Origin of the sequence: Actinacidiphila glaucinigra, assembly GCF_035918135.1 — a bacterium.
GTDB lineage: Bacteria > Actinomycetota > Actinomycetes > Streptomycetales > Streptomycetaceae > Actinacidiphila > Actinacidiphila glaucinigra.
This window is the reverse complement of the sequence record NZ_CP109144.1, coordinates 9,153,910-9,170,893: the sequence shown is the minus strand read 5'-3', so window position 1 is coordinate 9,170,893 and position 16,984 is coordinate 9,153,910. Positions and strand designations below refer to the sequence as shown.

General features: G+C 71.3%; 10 protein-coding genes and 1 pseudogene. 6 read left to right on the top strand and 5 right to left on the bottom strand.

Features of this window, described 5'->3' with window-relative positions; genetic code table 11:
• The first annotated feature begins 370 nt into the window (after nt 1–370).
• Genes tgmA through OIE69_RS41550 form a run of 3 tightly spaced genes read left to right on the top strand, consistent with a single transcriptional unit; the run spans nt 371 to nt 2,786 of the window.
• Nucleotides 371–772: a putative ATP-grasp-modified RiPP gene (gene tgmA / locus OIE69_RS41560; protein ID WP_392567634.1), complete on the top strand. Its 402-nt coding sequence runs from the start codon at nt 371–373 to the stop codon at nt 770–772.
• Nucleotides 769–1,716 (top strand): ATP-grasp ribosomal peptide maturase, encoded by a 948-nt coding sequence (tgmB, locus tag OIE69_RS41555; RefSeq protein WP_326580651.1) that lies wholly within the window; start codon nt 769–771, stop codon nt 1,714–1,716. Before tgmA ends, tgmB begins: the two co-directional genes overlap by 4 nt.
• Nucleotides 1,713–2,786 carry a methyltransferase domain-containing protein gene (locus tag OIE69_RS41550; protein ID WP_326580650.1) on the top strand — a complete coding sequence of 358 codons (1,074 nt, stop codon included), beginning with the start codon at nt 1,713–1,715 and terminating at the stop codon, nt 2,784–2,786. The genes tgmB and OIE69_RS41550 overlap by 4 nt, the downstream gene beginning before the upstream one ends.
• Before the next feature lie 490 nt (nt 2,787–3,276).
• Here OIE69_RS41550 and OIE69_RS41545 read toward each other — a convergent pair whose 3' ends face one another.
• The 5 genes and pseudogenes from OIE69_RS41545 to OIE69_RS41525 all read right to left on the bottom strand — a co-directional run.
• The gene (locus OIE69_RS41545; RefSeq protein WP_326580649.1) at nt 3,277–3,690 is read right to left on the bottom strand and encodes a hypothetical protein; all 414 of its coding nucleotides are present in this window, start codon (nt 3,688–3,690) and stop codon (nt 3,277–3,279) included.
• Entirely contained in the window at nt 3,687–4,913 is a 1,227-nt protein-coding gene (locus tag OIE69_RS41540; RefSeq protein ID WP_326580648.1) for a helix-turn-helix domain-containing protein, read from the bottom strand. The genes OIE69_RS41545 and OIE69_RS41540 overlap by 4 nt, the downstream gene beginning before the upstream one ends.
• Before the next feature lie 125 nt (nt 4,914–5,038).
• Complete coding sequence (locus OIE69_RS41535) at nt 5,039–5,173, bottom strand: hypothetical protein (RefSeq protein WP_326580647.1); 135 nt, start codon at nt 5,171–5,173, stop codon at nt 5,039–5,041.
• Nucleotides 5,174–5,656: 483 nt separating this feature from the next.
• Nucleotides 5,657–10,762, bottom strand: a complete 5,106-nt coding sequence (gene mobF, locus OIE69_RS41530; protein ID WP_326581563.1) for a MobF family relaxase — start codon at nt 10,760–10,762, stop codon at nt 5,657–5,659.
• Nucleotides 10,763–11,080: 318 nt separating this feature from the next.
• Nucleotides 11,081–11,506, bottom strand: a pseudogene (locus OIE69_RS41525) (transposase); the annotation flags it as partial.
• Between the two features lie 281 nt (nt 11,507–11,787).
• Between OIE69_RS41525 and OIE69_RS41520 the strand changes: the two are divergent.
• From OIE69_RS41520 to OIE69_RS41510, 3 genes are read left to right on the top strand one after another with little or no spacing between them, the layout of a single operon-like run.
• Nucleotides 11,788–12,729 carry an ABC transporter ATP-binding protein gene (locus tag OIE69_RS41520; protein WP_326580646.1) on the top strand — a complete coding sequence of 314 codons (942 nt, stop codon included), beginning with the start codon at nt 11,788–11,790 and terminating at the stop codon, nt 12,727–12,729.
• Nucleotides 12,726–14,087 carry an ABC transporter permease gene (locus OIE69_RS41515; protein WP_326580645.1) on the top strand — a complete coding sequence of 454 codons (1,362 nt, stop codon included), beginning with the start codon at nt 12,726–12,728 and terminating at the stop codon, nt 14,085–14,087. Before OIE69_RS41520 ends, OIE69_RS41515 begins: the two co-directional genes overlap by 4 nt.
• 6 nt (nt 14,088–14,093) lie before the next feature.
• Nucleotides 14,094–16,856 carry a bifunctional YncE family protein/alkaline phosphatase family protein gene (locus tag OIE69_RS41510; protein WP_326580644.1) on the top strand — a complete coding sequence of 921 codons (2,763 nt, stop codon included), beginning with the start codon at nt 14,094–14,096 and terminating at the stop codon, nt 16,854–16,856.
• Nucleotides 16,857–16,984 lie beyond the last annotated feature (128 nt).

Below are 16,984 nucleotides of genomic sequence, written 5' to 3'. Positions count from 1 at the left end.
GGTGCGGAACCGGTGCGTTGTGTGTCGCCGCTGGTCGTGGACTGTACCGGCGGCCCTGCAGCAGACGTGTGGGGGTGCGATGACGGAACAACGGCCCCGTGGGGCTGACCTCGAGGCGGGCTGTTGTCGGCGGCCCGGTGGCTGGCGACTCATCGGCAACGGGCGGGCCTGCGGTCAGGTGCAGCTGTGCCATCGCAAACGCTGCGGCGGCTTCGGCCGCGCGCCACCTGGCGCCCGCGGGTGCGGTGGACACGCCCCGCCGTGTCGGCCTCGGCGTGGCCCCACACCACCCAGCTCCCTGCCCAAGCCCGCGGAAGACAGCCCCACCCCCCTCCTTTGAGTGGAGGGGGCGGCCTCTCAGAGCCCGGCCATGCACCGCACCGCGCCGTGCACCGGCACACCACCCACCGTGTCCCCACCCCGGAGCGCACGGACGGACCCATTGAGATCAACACCGTTGGAGGAGACCGTTATGTTCAGCCACGCCGATCGTTTCCCGACCGGGACTCCGCTGCCGTCCGGCCAACCCACTCCCCCGCCGTGGGGCTTGGCGCGGATGGCCCCGTATCCGGCCGCCGCCCCAGCGTACGCTCGCTCCGTACTGGACCCGATCACGCAGACCACCCGGTACTTCGACGCAGCCGGTGGCGTGGTGGAGATGCCCGGACACGGCACCAGTACCGGAACGAACCCGTCGACCGGGACCAGCCCGGACGGCAACGCCGGCTCCGGTGACACCGACACCGACACTGGGAACGACGCGGACCAGTGACGGACAGTCCGGTGCTGGTCGTCACCAATCTCGACGACCCCACGACGGACCTGGTGATCAACGAGCTGCACGGCCGGGGTGTGCCGGTCGTGCGGTTCGACTCCGGGGACTTCCCCGCCACCTTGTCCGTCGCGGCCACCATCGATCACCAGGGCATCGCCGGCACGCTAACCACACCCACCCGCACCGCGAACCTGACCCGTGTCCGGTCGCTGTACTACCGGCGCCCTTCCGGTTTCGTCTTCCCGCACCTGGACGAGCAGACCGCGCGGTTCGCCGCCAGGCAGGCCCGCTACGGACTGGGCGGGGTCCTGGCGTCTCTGCCCGGCTGCCGGTACGTCAACCACCCGCACCGCATCGGCGACGCCGAGTTCAAGCCTGCCGGGCTGGCTACGGCCGTGGCAGCGGGCTTCCGGGTCCCGCCCAGCCTGATCACCTCCGACCCGGACGCCGCACGGGCCTTCGTCAAGACCCACGGGCCGGTGATCTACAAGCCGCTCAGCACGCCGCTGTATCTGGTCGACGGCGTCTCGAGCACCGTGCGGGTCGAAGAGGTGAGCGTCGATCAGATCGACGAGCGGGTGGCGGGCACGGCGCATCTGTTCCAGCAGCGTATCCACAAGGTCGCCGATGTTCGGGTGACCGTGATCGGCGACCGGGTGTTCTGTGTGCGCATCGACTCCGGCCTGCTGGACTGGCGCACCGACTACAGCCGCCTCACCTACACCGTGGTGCAGCCCCCGAAGGGGATCCCCGAGGCCCTGCACCGGTACCTGGGCCGGTGCGGACTGGTCTTCGGTGCCTTCGACTTCGCTGTCGACGCCGACGGGACATGGTGGTTCCTGGAATGCAATCCTTCCGGTCAGTGGGCCTGGCTGGAGCCGGAGACCGGGTTGCCGTTGGTGGCAGCCATGGCCGATCTACTGGAGGGGCAGACCGCATGAACGAGCAGGACCTGCGCCGGCAACTGCTGGACCAGCTCACGGTCGGCGGCAGCGTGCGCTCGCCGCAGTGGCGGCAGGCCGTCGCGGTCACCGGGCGGCACGAGTTCCTGCGTGGCGGCTTCTTCCGCCAGGTACACGATTCGGCTCCTACCGCGTGGGAGCCGGTGATGCCCGGTGACAAGGGCTGGTTGTCCGGTTGCTACAGCGACGTCTCGCTGGTCACCCAGATCGCCGGCACCATCGTGCCCGGCGACATCCACGGCCGGATCCTGCGCCAGCCCACCAGCTCCAGCACCCTGCCCAGCCTGGTCGTGCGCATGCTGGAAGACCTCGAGATCGAAGACGGCATGCGGGTGCTGGAGATCGGCACCGGCACCGGCTATTCCACCGCCCTGCTGTGCCACCGCATCGGCGACGGCCTGGTCACCTCAGTGGAGGTCGACTCCGTGGTGGCGGCCGGGGCCGCGACCACGCTGGCCATCCTCGGCCACGCCCCCGACCTGATCACGGGCGACGGTCTGGCCGGACACAAGGACGGCGCCCGGTATGACCGGGTCATCGCCACCTGCGGCGTGCTCACCATCCCCGAGCAGTGGATCGCCCAGACCCGCCCCGGCGGCCAGATCCTCGCCACCGTGGGCGGGTGGATGCACGCCTCGGAGCTGGCCCGTCTCACCGTCCACGACGACGGCAGCGCCACCGGACGGCTCCTGGGCGGGCAGGTCTCCTTCATGCTCGCCCGACCCCACCAGCCCCCGCCACCGGGTATGCTCCCCGACACCGACGCGGCACCGAACGCGACACCATGGTCGACGCGAGCATCCTGGACGACTGGACAGCCCGGTTCGTCGCCCAGACCGCAGCACCCGCAGCCCAGCGCCTCAACCTCGGCAACCGCGGCCAGCTGCTCTTGGACACCGACGCGGAAAGCTGGGCCCTGCTCCGGCCCTACCAGCGCGGCTGGCGGGTCCGCCAAGGCGGCCCGTGTTCCCTCTGGGACCCTATCGAAGACCGCCTGCGGGAGTGGCTCCACGATGGATCCCCTAGCCTGGACCAGTTCCGCATCTTGATCACCCCCGATGGGTATCACTTTTACTCTTGGCCTCACGCCCGATGATGCAGGGGGTCAGCGCCAGCCGTGCACCAGGGCGCGCGCTGACGGCAGTCGGTGCGCGGGCCCGCGATGCTCGCACCACGTTGTGCACGGCAGCCCCCAGGGGACCCGAGGGAAGACCTGGCACTCCCCCGCGGCGTCGGGCGGCGGTGCAGACGGAGGAGGACAGGCGGCTTGGGGTGTTTCTTCTCAGCTGGTTGCATGTCTCGGCGTTGTGCGAGGCGTGGACGCCGGTGAGGGTTGGGCCTGCAGTGGCGGCGCGGCAGGGCCACGGATGGGAGCAGTCGGGGCAGCCGGCTTGGGCGATGACCCAGGCCGCGCGACGCTGCTCGTGCGCGCCGTCCCACCTATTCTTGGTGCCGCGCTGGTTGGTGCATAGGAGTCGGCCGGCGCCTTCCACCAGAAGCACGCGATTGTCAGCTCCGGTCAGCGGAGCGGGCGGCCCGTCACGCGCCAGGGCCCTTCACGGCACGCCGCGGGTGGGCGGCGTTGAGGACCCGGGCGACGGCGTGCCCGCCGTACAGGCCGACGGCGGCCCGCTCGCCGAGTTGCTCGATGGCGGACGCCACGGTCTCGGCGGGCGCGTTCCCCGCCACGGCCTTGGCGGCCAGGCCATGCCGTTGCAGGCAGATCAGGCAGCCGCCGTCGGTGCCGGGCTCGACCGCACCGGACGGGTGCTGTCGGCACTTCGTGGTGTGCGCGGCTCCGCCGGCGTCGGTGACCAGGACGAGCGCCCGTTGCAGGTCCTCGCGGATCTGCTGCAGTTGCTCGCTGGTGGCCGTGGCGGGGACGAGCTGCTCGCTGTAGTCGCCGAGGACGCGGAGCGCGCGGCCGAGGTCGGAGACCCGGGCGCGGTTCACGCCCCGCCCCCTACGGCCATACGGTCCGCACGGCAGTCGATGCAGATGCCGTCGTCTGGGAGCGACCGGGACGGTCGCTCGCAGCCGCGGCACGTCCTCATGGGCTGCGCAGGGGCCGCGGCAGGGCGCCCAGGCGGCAGAGTGGCCGCCGTGCCAGGTACGGCCGTAAAGAAGGCTCCCTGCAGCGGCGCCGCCGCGGCTTTCGAGCGGTCCTCCGCCTCCCGCTCGCAGGTCCGGCACGCCTCGCCAGTGTCGAGGTCGCAGCCGTCATCGCAGCGCGGCGAGGTGCAGGCGCCACGACGGACGAGGGCGATGGCGACGCCAACGGGGCGGCGCAGGCCAGCGCCGCGTCCCTCGGTGTCGGTCTCGAGCTCGTAGCCGTGGGCGCGCCAGCGCCGTGCGATCCGTGCAACGATGACGTCCCGGTCGACGCCTCGGCGGAACTCCGCGCTGACGGCGTCGACGATGGCGCCGGGGACCAGGTCCGGCAGACGGCGTGTCAGTGCTCCCGGGAGAGCGGCGATGACGCCGCTGATGGCGCCCGGGGGAATCCGATCTGCCCCGGGCTTGTCAGACGCGGCAAAGCCGCCGACGCCTTCGTCCCCACTACCTGTACCGGGCCTACGGCCGTCAGGGTACTGGTTCTCTGGTGGTTCACTGATGGTTTGGGCGGCGTTGAGTGCGTGACGTGCGGACGCAGAGTGCGTGACGTCACGCACTTCCAATCCGTGACGTGCGTACGCAGAATCCGTGACACTGCCGCTTGTCACACGTCCTGCGTCCATGACAGGCCTTGCCGTCACGTCGTCAGACTGCGTGACCGTCACGTCGTCAGTGTGCGTGACGCGCTCTGCACGGGATCGACGCTGCCGTTCGGCCGCTGCCTCCCGTTCCGCGGCATCCTCGGCCTCGAGGGCCGCCCAGTCGGACTGCGGTCGGTTCGCCAGCAGGTCAATGCGCCACACAGTGCGACCCTTCTCGGTCCCGGTGGCCTTGATCAGCCCGGCGACCTCAAGGCGCCGCAGTGCCCTCTGTACCGTCCGTCGGTCAAAACCTGTCCGGTACCGCAGCCGCAGGAGCGAGGGGCATGCGCCTGCGCCGTCCGCGTGCGCGTGCTCGGCCAAGGCCTGCAAGACGTGACGTGCCGTGGTGTCCGCCTTGCCCTTGTCGGTCAGCAGCATCGGCGCGTCATCCATCGCCCATTTCACCGCTTCTACGCTCACTCGATCTCGTCTCGGGTTGGGTGGGGTGGGGGATCACAGTGGGTGTGTCCACACCAGTTGGTCTTCGGCTCGACGCCTGCCCGCCCAGGCCTGCCGCTGCGGGGCTGCACATTCGGGTGCCGCGGCTACGCATCCGCGGCGCGCAATCCGCTGCGCCAGAAGACGACAGCCAGGACCACCGTGACAAGCTGCGCGAGAACGATCAGGACGCTGGCTGCATGCAGGGGGTGCTGGCGCATGCAGTTAAGCAGGCAGTTCACCGCACACTCCTTGGCCAGATGTACGGACGGGTGGCCGACCATGCGGCGAGGCGGGTACGGGCAAGATCCGCACCCGCGAGGCAGAGCGCGGCTTGACGGCGATAGCCATCACTAGCCGACGCAAGGGGTCTGGAGGTCGTTGTCACCTCAGCAGTGCACCAGCCAAAAGAGAGGCCGGACGTCGGTGCTGCAGCAACGTCCCAAGCCCTGCCACGCAGATTGGGGAGGACGTCCCGCTCGACGAAATCCGGCACCCGGCACCCCCACACTGCCGGTACCCCTTCACCAGGCCGACAACAAGCCGTGTCCACCGGCGACGAGACGCAACGTTCTGCAACCGCGGCAACGCCACCAGCCGCGACCATCACAGGAATCCGAAAACTCGCACTATGACACCGCGACCCCCATCCCTTCAGCCCGATCCCAACCCCTCGCCCCAGCTTTGGCAGTTTGGGGAACACAAGAGCAGGCCGAAGCACGGGATCATGGACGCCGTCCCGGGGCCTGGTGAGTGTCAGGCCTCTGCGAGCCGGGTGGTGGGCCCGGTGGCCAGGGCGCGGGCGCGGGCTGCAGCGGTGGGGAGCCGGCGGTGCGGGCGGCCGTGCGTCCGCGCAGGGCGTTCAGGCGGGCTTGGACGCGGTTGTGGGTGTAGCGGTTGAGGGAGTCGGTGAGGCGCTCCCACTCTCGGGCGCTGTCATTGGGGGGGCAGGGGCCGAGGACGTCCGGGCCGGTGTGGTTGCGGCGCCGACGGTAGTCGGTGATGGCAGCGATGAGGCGGGTGTACTCGTACATCTCGCCGAGGTTGTCGGGATCCGGTGCCGGGATGCTCTCCATCCAGGCTTCGGGGGCGGGCCCGCCGGTGAGGGCGGCGGTCATGGCACGGCGGGCCAGCGCAGCGTGGACGGTGTGGGCGGCGTGGCTGGCGGTCACGCCGTCACTGTCACCGGAAGCAGGGGGTGCGGGCGGCGGAGTGTGGTGCGGCGGCTGGGTCGGAGCGGGGCTGGGCGGCAGGCTGAGGGGCGGTACGGGCGGTGGGGGCGGCACGACCGGGGCTGCGACGTTGGGCGGCGGCGCAGGAAGCTTCGCTGGCGGGATCGGCGGTGGGGGCAGCGGGGTGGGGACGGGGGCGGCGGGTGGTCTGCTGGGACGGGCGGTGTGCGCGGGCAGTATCGCCGGGGCCGGCTCGCCGGGGACCTGGTTGCGGGCAGTAGCGCAGGGGCCGGTGGTCAGAGCGCGGATGCGGGCGGTCATGGCGTCCCAGGCCGCGGCATCAACGGGGTCGTCAGGGCGCGGGCCGAGTCCGGGCACCGTGGTGATGGCGTGGCGGGTGCGCCACAGTTCGGTCAGGGCGCAGGTCAGCTCCCAGGCGGCGCGGCGCTCAATGGATTCGGCGGGCGGGGGCGAGCCCAGCGGCCGCGTCCAGGCCGGGGGCGAACCGGCCAGGGTGCGGCCGCGATGGGCCAGGGCCCAGGTGAGGAAGCGTTGGCGGTAGGCGAGGTGCATGCGCCAGTGGGCGGGGGTCTCCGGGTGGTCCTGGACGGTGCGGTCGGCGACCCAGTCCGGTATGGCGGCCGGGTGCGGGGGCCGTTGCACACGCCGACCCGGCATCCCCAGGCGGCGGCGCAGTTCGGCGTTGAAGGCGTCGGTGAGCGCATCGGCTCCGGCAAGGACGGTCAGGGCATGGCGCAGCCGCTGCCCGGTGTCGAAGGCGCGGGCGCTGTGGTGGCGGCGGATCGCGGCCAGCGAGGACTGTGACAGGTCCGGGGTGCGCTCACGCTGCCAGTCCTCGCGCGCCGCATCCCGCCAGGGCAGGTCGCAGCGCAGGGCGTCCTCGGCAGTGAGCGCGGCAACGATGTTGCGGGCGGCGGGCGACAAGGGGGTGCCGGTGCGTTCGGCATCCCGGCAGACAGCGCGGACGGTGACCACATGGGTGTCGAGCTCGGCGCGGGTGAGCGGACCGTAGGGACGCTCGGGCCACGTCGAGTGAATACGGCCGCTGCGGGTGGTCACCGGGACCGGCAGCGCGCCAGCGGCGGCGTCAGCGGCCTGCAATTCGCTGTGGGCTGCCACACGCAGGCTCGCGGCCCGGGCCATGAGGGTGTGCAGCCGGTACGACGGCAGTGCGGCCAGCACCGGCCCGGCGGCCGTCGAGGCCACGGCTGGGGCGGATGCCGTGGCCTGCCCCACCTGGGCAGTCACGCCGGACTGTTCGGCTCGTGCGGCGTGTGTCAGGCGGTTCAGCCGCCGCGCAAGGACTGCGGCTGGGTCCTGACCGTCCGTGGGACTCGGGCCCGCCGTGGAGTCCGGGCCGGGCGCGGGCTCCGTGTCGTCCGTGGACTTCGGGCCGGGCATGGGCTCCGGGCCCGGCGTGGTGGCGTGCGCGAGCAGGCCGGGCAGGTCGGATCCGGCGCGTTCGGCATCCAGGAACGCGCGGGCCAGGGCGGGCAAGGCGTCTGCGGCCAGGATTACCGCGGCCTGGTCGGCGCCGAGGGCCTGCTCCAGGACAGCGGACAGGCGGTCGGTGGTGGCCGCCGCTGCGGCGTACGCGTACTGCGCGGCGAGCGTGGCCGGGTCGATGGCGTGCCGCTGCAGTGCGGCGGTGGTCTCGGTCGCCGACACCTGCGTGCTGCGCCGGGCTGCGATCGACTCCAGCATCTGCGAGACGTCCTGACCGTCGTCATTCAGGGTCAGGTACAGGCGGTTGGTGTGCCGGCCGCGGGTCAGCTGGACGTAGACGCCCTCGCGGGTGGAGGCAGGCGTGGCCAGCGCATGGGAAGTGTCGACGGTCATGCCTTGGGCGCGGTGGATGGTGGAGGCGTAGCCGAGTTCGCAGTGCGCGGCCGCATAGCCGGCGGACAGCCGCACACGGCCGTGATGGGTGGTGTGGCGCACCACGAGAGCTCCGCCGGGCTCGATGGCCTGGACGATCCAGGTGTCGCCGTTCTTCACGAAGTCGAGGCCGCCGCGCACGGTTCGTCGGCGGTCGTTGCGGCGGGTGACGACGACGTCGCCGACATACGCGCGCAGCCCTCCGCGCAACTCCGTAGAGCGGCCAGCGGTAACAGTGCCGCGGGACAGGTGCCAGGCCTGCGCCCGGGCGTTGAGGGCCGAAACGGTGGTGGTGTCGGCGGCCGTCATCACCGTACTGCGCCCGGCAGCGGTGTCCTTGGCCCACGCAGCGAGCACGGCCTGCTGCATCCGGCGTGGTGTGCCGGCGATGATACGGCCGCGGTCCCAGTACCAGGTGAACGCCTCCCCGGGGCGGTCGCTGTCCCGCAAGACCAGGGACGCATCGGCCTCACCATCAGTGCGGAAGCGGTGCAGCCGGTTCAGTTCGACCACTGCCCCACTTGAGGCGATCAGGCGTAGCGCGCCGCCGGATTCGACCGCGGCCAGCTGACGGGAATCGCCGAGCAGCCGTACCACCGCCCCGGCTGCGGCGGCATCGTCCAGGACCTGATCGAGCAGGCGCGTGCCGGCCATGCCGGCCTCGTCGACCACGATCACATCGCCCGGCCGCAGGTCGGTGGCCTCCCCGGCCAGGTGGCCCTGGGCGGCGAGTTCGCGTCGACGCAGCCAGGAGTGCAGGGTGTGCGCGGGCCGGTCAAGGTCGGTGCCGAGCACGCTTGCGGCGCGGGCAGAGGGTGCGAGCGGGATCAGGCGGCCACCGGCCGCGTCCACCGCACTGGCGAGCAGTCGCATCGCGGTGGTCTTCCCCGACCCGGCAGGCCCCAGCCCGGCCAGCAGCAGCTTGTCCGACACGGCGAACGACGCGGCCAGCTCACGCTGCCCGGCATCCAGCCGGCCGCCGTACTGCGCGGCCACGGCCGCGAAGACCCCCCGCTCGACCGGTGGGACCACGCGCGTTTGGGTGGCGGCCATCAGCCGCTCCTCGGCCGCCAGCAGCGAGCGCGTGGTGTAGGTGCGGGACCCGATCGACCGGTAGACGCTCTCGCCGTCTTCGCGGGTCAGCTCCGGACGCGCCGGGTGAAGGTCGGGCGGCGTGACCTCCTCGCAGTCCGCATCGGCCAAGGCCCGGTCGGCGATCGCGTCCGCGGCACTGGGCGGGGCCGTCGCACCGGCCAGGGTGCGGGCCAGGTAGCGGCGGGCCTCGGCTAGCACGTGCCGATGGCGGAAAACCGCGCGGCGCGCGGAGACTTCGGTCAGCACCTCGGCGGCCGCCCCGGCGACATCCACCTCCGCCACCCGGTCACCGCCCCGCCCAAACCACGTACCAGAAGCCGCTGCACCGACGGTGCTGGCGGCAGCCGCCCCAGGGCCAGCGGCCTCGGCGGCGACCTTCACCCCGGCGCCGCGGGCAGCGGTCGCCTCGTGGGCAGCAGCCTGCGCCGCGCGCAGCACACCGTCCACCGTCGCCTGGTCCGTGGCGGCAATCGCCCGCCGCCGCCAGCCGGCCAGCAACTCATCCAGCGACCGCGCGGCAGGCTTGGCCTTACGAGTGTCTAGGCGGGCCTGCTCCAGCAGCCGGTATCGCACAGCCGGACCGGGCTGACGGCCGTGCCGGCGCTGGTAGTCCTCCACCAGATCCTCGGCCATGTCGCGGATCGCCGTGCCGCGCCGGGAAAACGGCTGCCGCAGCTGCGGGTCAATGCCCACGACCTGCATCACCGGACGCTGCCCGGCAGTCACCTCCACCGGCTCGGTCCGCAACCCCAAGCGGGCGCACAGCAGCTCCAGTACGCTCTGGTTGAACAGCTCCGAGGCTGAAACGATCTCCCGGTACAGCAAGCGGTCATCCAGGTTCTGCCACTTCCCGTCCGGGCCCTGAACGCGGGGGCTGATCACCACATGCTCGTGCAGCATCGGGTCCCCGGCCCGGGACTCGTAGTGCAGATACACCGTCGCCAGCACCCCAGGCCTCGCCCGCAACTGGGCCGGTCCGCCGGCCCCTCTGCGTACCGCCAGCGCGTGCTCCTCGATCCACGCGATGGTCTCGCTCCGGGCCTGCCCCTGCACCTCGAGCACGACCTGGCGCACCTGTTCGTCGCCGAGCGCGAACAGCAGCGACAACTCCTGGCAGGAAAACGTCAGGTCGTACCCGGTGCGGGCCTGGCGCTGCTTTCCGGTGTGGGAGGCCTGGAATCGGGCGAGTTCCTTTCCGTCGTCCGGCGCCCGCCGGTACGCGGCGCGGAACGCCTGCGCGGCCACTCGCATCTTCAGATCTCTGGCCTCGGCCGTAGTCAGCGGCCGGCACAGCTGCTCACTCTCGTGCTGCAGCACCTGCTCGATCTGCCGGTCCAACGGCGAACCTTCCGCAAGGCTGGGTATCGCAGGGCCGAGCTTGGCCGCCTCCCACGCCTGCTTCTTCGTCGCGCCCGCCCGGGTTTCACGCGCCACGATCGCCTCGGCGTCCGGGTGCATGCCCAGCCCGAACAACGCCCGCATCTGCGGCTCGCTCACCTCCCCGGCAAGCCCCAGCACCGCCGCGCCCCGCCCGTGCCACTGCCCCGCCGGCACCCCGGGCATGCTCGAGGACACCGCGACCCCACCACCGCGCGCCCCATCGCCCTTGGTGATGTTGCGCCGGTAGTAGGCATATCCCGCGGCTGTGATCGCCTTGCACGTCATAACCACGCAGCCACGGCACCACAGCAATCACCGCCCGCCACGGCCCATCCAGGCCGCCTCCCCCCACACCGGAAACGATCACGCCTGGCGTTCCGCCCGACGGGACCAGCCCCCCACCCCGCCACCCCGGCCATTGCGAGTGCCAGAGGTGCGAACGACACCCACCCGCACCCAGCCGGGGGACCACCCCGTCACCCCACCGCAGGGCGTCCGACACCACACCCGACACTGTTGGGCTCTCTGCATCTGGCTCTGACCAGATCTGCGTGCACGCTCAGGTAGGTCTTCCGGACTTAGAGGTCGTTTTGTCCCGTTGTTTTATCCCGTGATGCGGGCTTGGTCTGGTGATGTCGGGTCGCGCCAGGAGATGGCGTTCTCGCCGGTGAGGCGGCGAGCCATGAGGTCGGTCATGGCAAGGTAGATCATGGCTTCGGACCTGCCGGGGAGGGTTTCGTAGTCCCGGGCCAGACGGCGGTGAAGCATGAGCCAGCCGTACGTCCGCTCGACTGTCCAGCGTTTCGGGATCGGGGTAAAGCCCCTGGTGCCGGGAGCACGTTGGACGATTTCGAGGTCGATGCCGAGGGTGGCGGCGTGCTCGACGAAGTGCCTGCGGTAGCCGCCGTCGACCCAGACCTTGCGGATGGTGGGATGGGCTGCGGCCACCTGGCCGAGGAGAGTCTGACCTGCGGTGGAGTCCTGGGCACTGGCTGCGGTGACCAGGACCGCCAGCAGGAGGCCGAGGGTGACGCGAGGGCGCTGAAGTCGTACGCCGGATCTCGGGCCGCACCGCCCAGGAGACCGCGAGCCAACGTACATGGCTGCTGAATCCTCCGGGCCGCCCGCTCATCCGGCCCCGGCCCGCGCCCCGCGCCCTGTTCTGTCCAAGTCCGTCTCGATGACGCACACTTCACGCACCCGGACTTGCCGATGTCTTGACGATACGTTCAATGGCCATTCAACCGACCGTCCCTGGCGGGGGCCCACACACTTCCTAAGGTCCATGGGCGTTGAGGAAGAAGGGACTCATGGACACACTCCTCGCGGTCCGTGCTCGCGGAATCACGAAGTGCTTCGGGGACGTCGTCGCGCTCGACGGCGTCGACCTCGACGTGACACAGGGACAGATACACGGCCTGGTCGGACCGAACGGCGCGGGCAAGACCACGTTGCTCGGCCTGCTGCTGGGCCTTGCGGTCGCCGACGGCGGCGGTCTCGAGATCCTGGGCACGCCGGTCGGGCGGGCGCTCGCCGCGCCCGACGGTGTCGCCGGCTTCGTGGACGGGCCCGGCCTCTACCCGTCGCTCACCGCCCGGCAGAACCTGGCCGCGCTGGCCGCGCTCCGCGGGCAGGACGCGCGGACGGCCGGGATCGACGACGTACTGGCCCAGGTCGGCCTCACGGACGTCGCCGACGACCGGGTCCGCGGGTTCTCGCTCGGCATGCGCCAGCGGCTCGGGCTCGCCGCCGCCCTGCTCACCAGGCCCCAGCTGCTCGTGCTGGACGAACCGTCCAACGGCCTGGACCCGGCGGGCAAAAGACACGTTTACGAAGTCCTCACCCGGCTCGCGGACAAGGGGACCGCCGTCGTGCTGTCCAGCCACCGCATGGACGAGCTGGAGGCGCTGTGCTCCGAGGTCACCATCCTCGCCACCGGGCGGGTCGTCTTCTCGGGCCCGCTGGGCAAACTGGCCGCCGAGAACCGTGAACTCGACTACCGGCTGCTCACCTCCGACGCGCACGCCGCCCGCGAACTGGCCGTCGCCACGGACGGCGTCCGCGTCGTCGACGACGCCGGCCCGCGGAACGACGCCGATGTGCTCGTCGTGCGCGCGCTGGTGCCCGCCCTCGACGACCTCGTGGTGGCTCTCGTGCGGGCGGGCATCGCTCTGCGCGAACTCGCACCCGTCGTCTCCCCGCTCGAGGCGGCTTTCCTCGCCCTCACCCAGCAGCAGGAGGCCGGTCGATGACCGCCGCGACCGTCGTCGCCGACAACGTTGTCCCCACCCGCCGCGTCCCGGTGTCGCGCGGCTACCGCTTCGAGCTGGTCAAGCTGGTCTCGCAGTGGCGGATCCGCCTGCTGGTCCTGGCCTGCTGGATCGCGCCGGCGCTCTTCGTCGCCGCGGTGAGCCAGCAGGGCACCCTCCCCGTCGACACCCTCTTCGGCCGCTGGATGCACGCGACGGCATGGGCCGGGCCGCTGGTGGTGCTCGGCTTCGCGGGCACCTGGGCGCTCCCGCTGCTGACCTCGGTCGTCGCCGGCGACGTGTTCGCCTCCGAGGACCGGCTCGGCACCTGGCGCCACCTGCTGGTGGCGGTCCGCTCGCCGGGCCGGATCTTCGCGGCGAAGGCGCTGGCCAGCCTCACCGTCCTGCTCCTGCTCGTGATTGGGATGGCCTGCTCCAGCGCGGTCGGCGGGGTCGTGGCGGTCGGCAACCAGCCCCTGGTGGGTCTCGACGGCCACCTGCTGACGCCGTCCGACGCCGCCGGGCAGGTCTTCCTCGCCTGGGCCTGCGCCCTCGCCCCGACCCTGGCCCTGGCCGGGATCGGACTGCTCGGCTCCATCGCCCTCGGGCGGTCCCCGATGGGGCTGTTGCTGCCCGCGCTCGTCGCCCTCGCGATGCAGCTCGCGCAGATGATGCCGCTCCCCGTCGCCGTACGCCTGGCCCTGCCCGGATACGCCTTCATCTCCTGGAACGGCCTGTTCACGGGCCCGCAGCAGCTCGCACCGCTGCTCATCGGCATCGCGGTCAGCCTGGTGTGGGCCGTGACCGCGACGGTCCTGGCCTATCTGCTCTTCCTGCGGCGCGACTTCACCAACCTGACCGACGACGGTTCGGCGCGCCGCGCGCTCCTCGCCGGAGCCGTGCCGCTGGCCGGGCTGCTCGCGGCGACGGTCGCCGTCGTCACCGTCGCGACCCCGGCCACGGGCTCCGGGATCGAGCAGGAGAAGGTGCAGCGCTCGGTCGCCACGGCCTTCGCGCACCTGTACCGCATGCAGACCGACCAGCTCAACCGCCCCGCCGTCACCGAGAACCAGCTCAAGGCCGCGGCGGCGTGCACCAAGGGCGGCGTCGCGAACGGCGCCGAAGGCGCCGGCAACGACTGGCGCTGCGTCGTCTCCTGGCACCTCCCCGACGTCGCGACCACGGGCCAGGCCATCTACCAGCTCGACGTCACTCCGGACGGGCGGTACGTCGCCGACGGCGACGGACCGAAGGAAGTCAACGGCTACTTCCTGGTGCGGACCCCCGGGGGGGACGCGCCGAACCCGCTCTGGCAGTTCGACGGCAACGTCGAACTGCTCGCCACCTCCCCGAAGGGATAACTCAAGATGCAGGTCACTCGCCGCCGCCGCACGGGCGCCGAGAGGGACACCCACGCCCTCCTCGGCCGTCGGTTCGGCAGCCGCAGAAGCCTCACGCTGGCTGCCGCGACCGCCGTCGTCCTCGCCACCGGCACCGGGATCGGGTTCGCGCAGACCACCCAGTTCGACCACGACCAGGTCGGCCAGGTCACCGACCGCGGTCAGGTCGTCTCCAGCGACCAGTACATCGCCCCGTACGGTGAGCGCCTCGTCATCGACAACGGCAAGATCATGTCGTCCTCGGTCAGCCCGGACGGCACCCACCTCGCGGCCTCGGTCACCGACGGCGGCGTGGCGCTGGCCGTCGTGGACCTGAAGAGCTGGAAGGTCCAGCAGCTCGTCGGCAACTCCGCGTCCGCGAACCTACGCATCGCCAGCAACAGCGTGGGGCAGGAGGGACCCACGTACTCGCCCGACGGCACGCAGCTGTGGCTGGGCCAGACCGACGGCTACACGCGGTTCACCGTCAACCCGGACGGCAGCCTCGCCAACCCGACGTCCGTCACCATCCCGGCTGACGGCTCCAAGCACGCCCTGGTGGGCGAGCCGGTGTTCTCCTCCGACGGCTCCACCGTGTACGTGGCGGTCAACGGCCAGAACCGCGTGGTCGCCATCGACGCGGCCACCGGGACCGTCAAGCAGAGCTGGGCCGTGGGCAACGCCCCGCGCGACATGGTCGTGGTCGGCTCCAAGCTGTACGTCAGCAACGAGGGCGGCCGGCCGGCGAAGCCCGGCGAGACGACGATCAACTCGTACGGCACCCAGGTGCCGGCCGACCCCAGGACCGGCGCGACCACCACCGGCACGGTCAGCGTCATCGACCTCGCCGACCCGGCGGCCGCCGTCGCGAGCATCGACGTGGGTCTGCACCCGACCGCCCTGTACGCCAAGAAGGGCGCGCTGTTCGTCACGAACACCGCCACCAACGACGTGTCGGTCATCGACACCCGCAAGAACAAGGTCGTGCAGACCATCGCCACCCAGCCGTGGCCGGAGTCGTCGGTGGGCTACGAGCCCAACGCCGTCACGCTCACCGACGACGGCCACCTGCTGGTGACGCTGGGCCGCGCCAACGCGGTCGCCGTATACCGGTACGACTCCCCTCAGGAGCCGGTCAGCTACGTCGGCCTCCTCCCGACGGACTACTTCCCCGCGGAGATCGCCACCGTCGGCGACCAGGTCGTGGTCTCCAACACCCGCGGCATCGACGCCCGCCGGCCCACCAACGGCGCCGGGCGCGGGACCCACGACACCACCTCTAGCGTCCAGCGGTTCACGCTGCCGAGCGAGAAGGTCATCAAGGCGCAGACGGCCAAGGTCTTCCAGCAGAACGGCTGGACCAACGGCTCGGTCAAGCTCGCGAAGGACAAGGGCCACGCGAAGCCGGTGGCCGTCCCGAAGCGGCTCGGCGACCCGTCGACGATCAAGCACGTGTTCATGATCGTCAAGGAGAACCGGACCTACGACCAGGTCTTCGGTGACATCCCGCAGGGCAACGGCGACCCGTCGCTGGCGGAGTTCGGCGAGAACGTGACGCCGAACCAGCATGCGCTGACCCGGCAGTTCGGCCTGTACGACAACACGTACGACATCGGCACGAACTCCGCCGAGGGCCACAACTGGCTGATGCAGGCCGACAACCCGGAGTACACCGAGTCCTCCGCCGGTGAGTACGCGCGCAGCTACGACACCGAGGACGACGCCCTCGGCCACCAGCGCACCGGCTTCATCTGGAGCGGCGCGCAGGCGGCCGGCAAGAGCGTGCGGGACTTCGGCGAGTTCCACCAGTTCCTCACCAAGCCGGCCGGCGCGACCTGGCAGAACCTGTACTGCGACACCAAGAACATGCGGGCCACCGGGCAGGACACCGCCTACAACCTGGTGTCGTCCTCGCCCATCCCCTCGCTCAACAGCGTCTCGGTTCCCGGCTTCCCGAAGTTCGACACCAGCGTCCCGGACGTCTACCGCGCCGAGATATGGAAGCGGGACTTCGAGAAGAACGGTCCGGCGAACCTGAACATGTTCTGGCTCTCCAGCGACCACACCGGCGGCACCGCGGGCCCCGCGGCCCAGGTCGCGGACAACGACCTCGCGGTCGGCCGTATCGTCGACGAGATCTCGCACAGCAAGTACTGGAAGGACTCCGCGATCTTCGTGGTCGAGGACGACTCCCAGGCCGGCCTCGACCACGTCGACGGTCACCGTGCCCCGATCCAGATCATCAGCCCCTGGGCGCGGCACGGCACCGTCGACAGCCGTTACTACTCGCAGATCACGATGATCCGCACCATCGAGCAGATCCTCGGGATCCACCCGATGAACCAGAAGGACAGCGCGGCCACCCCGATGTTCGGCGCGTTCACCAAGAAGGCGGACTACACGCCGTTCACCGCGCTGCCCAACCGGACCCCGCTGACCGACGGCGTGAAGACCGCACCCGCCTGCGGCCTGGACGCCCCGGCCCCGCAGGACCCGAACGCCGCGGCCGTCCCGTCGACGAAGGTGCCGGCAGGCAAGAAGGCCCTCGCGGAGCAGTGGGAGGACTGGCAGTCCAAGCAGCGACTGACCGGCCCCGACGCCAGGCCCGACTTCGCCAACCCGGCGCAGCTGAACCACCTCACCTGGTACCAAACGCACGCTTGGACGGAGCCGTACCCCGGCGAGCACGAGATCTTCGCGCCGGATGACGTACCGGGCGCCTACATCCCGTCGGCGGAGAACGACGGCTGAGGCACGCGGCCCGCACGTACCGCACGCAGGGGGCCTCCGGCCGGCACCGCCGCCGGCCGGAGGCCCCCTGCGTTCCCCGGGTGGCACAACAGGACGAGCATCGCCCGTTTCGCCTTCCCGCGATGCCA

What these genes read in the sequence shown, in the direction of transcription:
- tgmA (WP_392567634.1), top strand. Translation starts at nt 371, where the DNA reads ATGCACCGCACCGCGCCGTGCACCGGCACACCACCCACCGTGTCCCCA.
- mobF (WP_326581563.1), bottom strand. Translation starts at nt 10,762, where the DNA reads ATGACGTGCAAGGCGATCACAGCCGCGGGATATGCCTACTACCGGCGC.
- OIE69_RS41515 (WP_326580645.1), top strand. Translation starts at nt 12,726, where the DNA reads ATGACCGCCGCGACCGTCGTCGCCGACAACGTTGTCCCCACCCGCCGC.
- OIE69_RS41510 (WP_326580644.1), top strand. Translation starts at nt 14,094, where the DNA reads ATGCAGGTCACTCGCCGCCGCCGCACGGGCGCCGAGAGGGACACCCAC.
- OIE69_RS41550 (WP_326580650.1), top strand. Translation starts at nt 1,713, where the DNA reads ATGAACGAGCAGGACCTGCGCCGGCAACTGCTGGACCAGCTCACGGTC.
- OIE69_RS41520 (WP_326580646.1), top strand. Translation starts at nt 11,788, where the DNA reads ATGGACACACTCCTCGCGGTCCGTGCTCGCGGAATCACGAAGTGCTTC.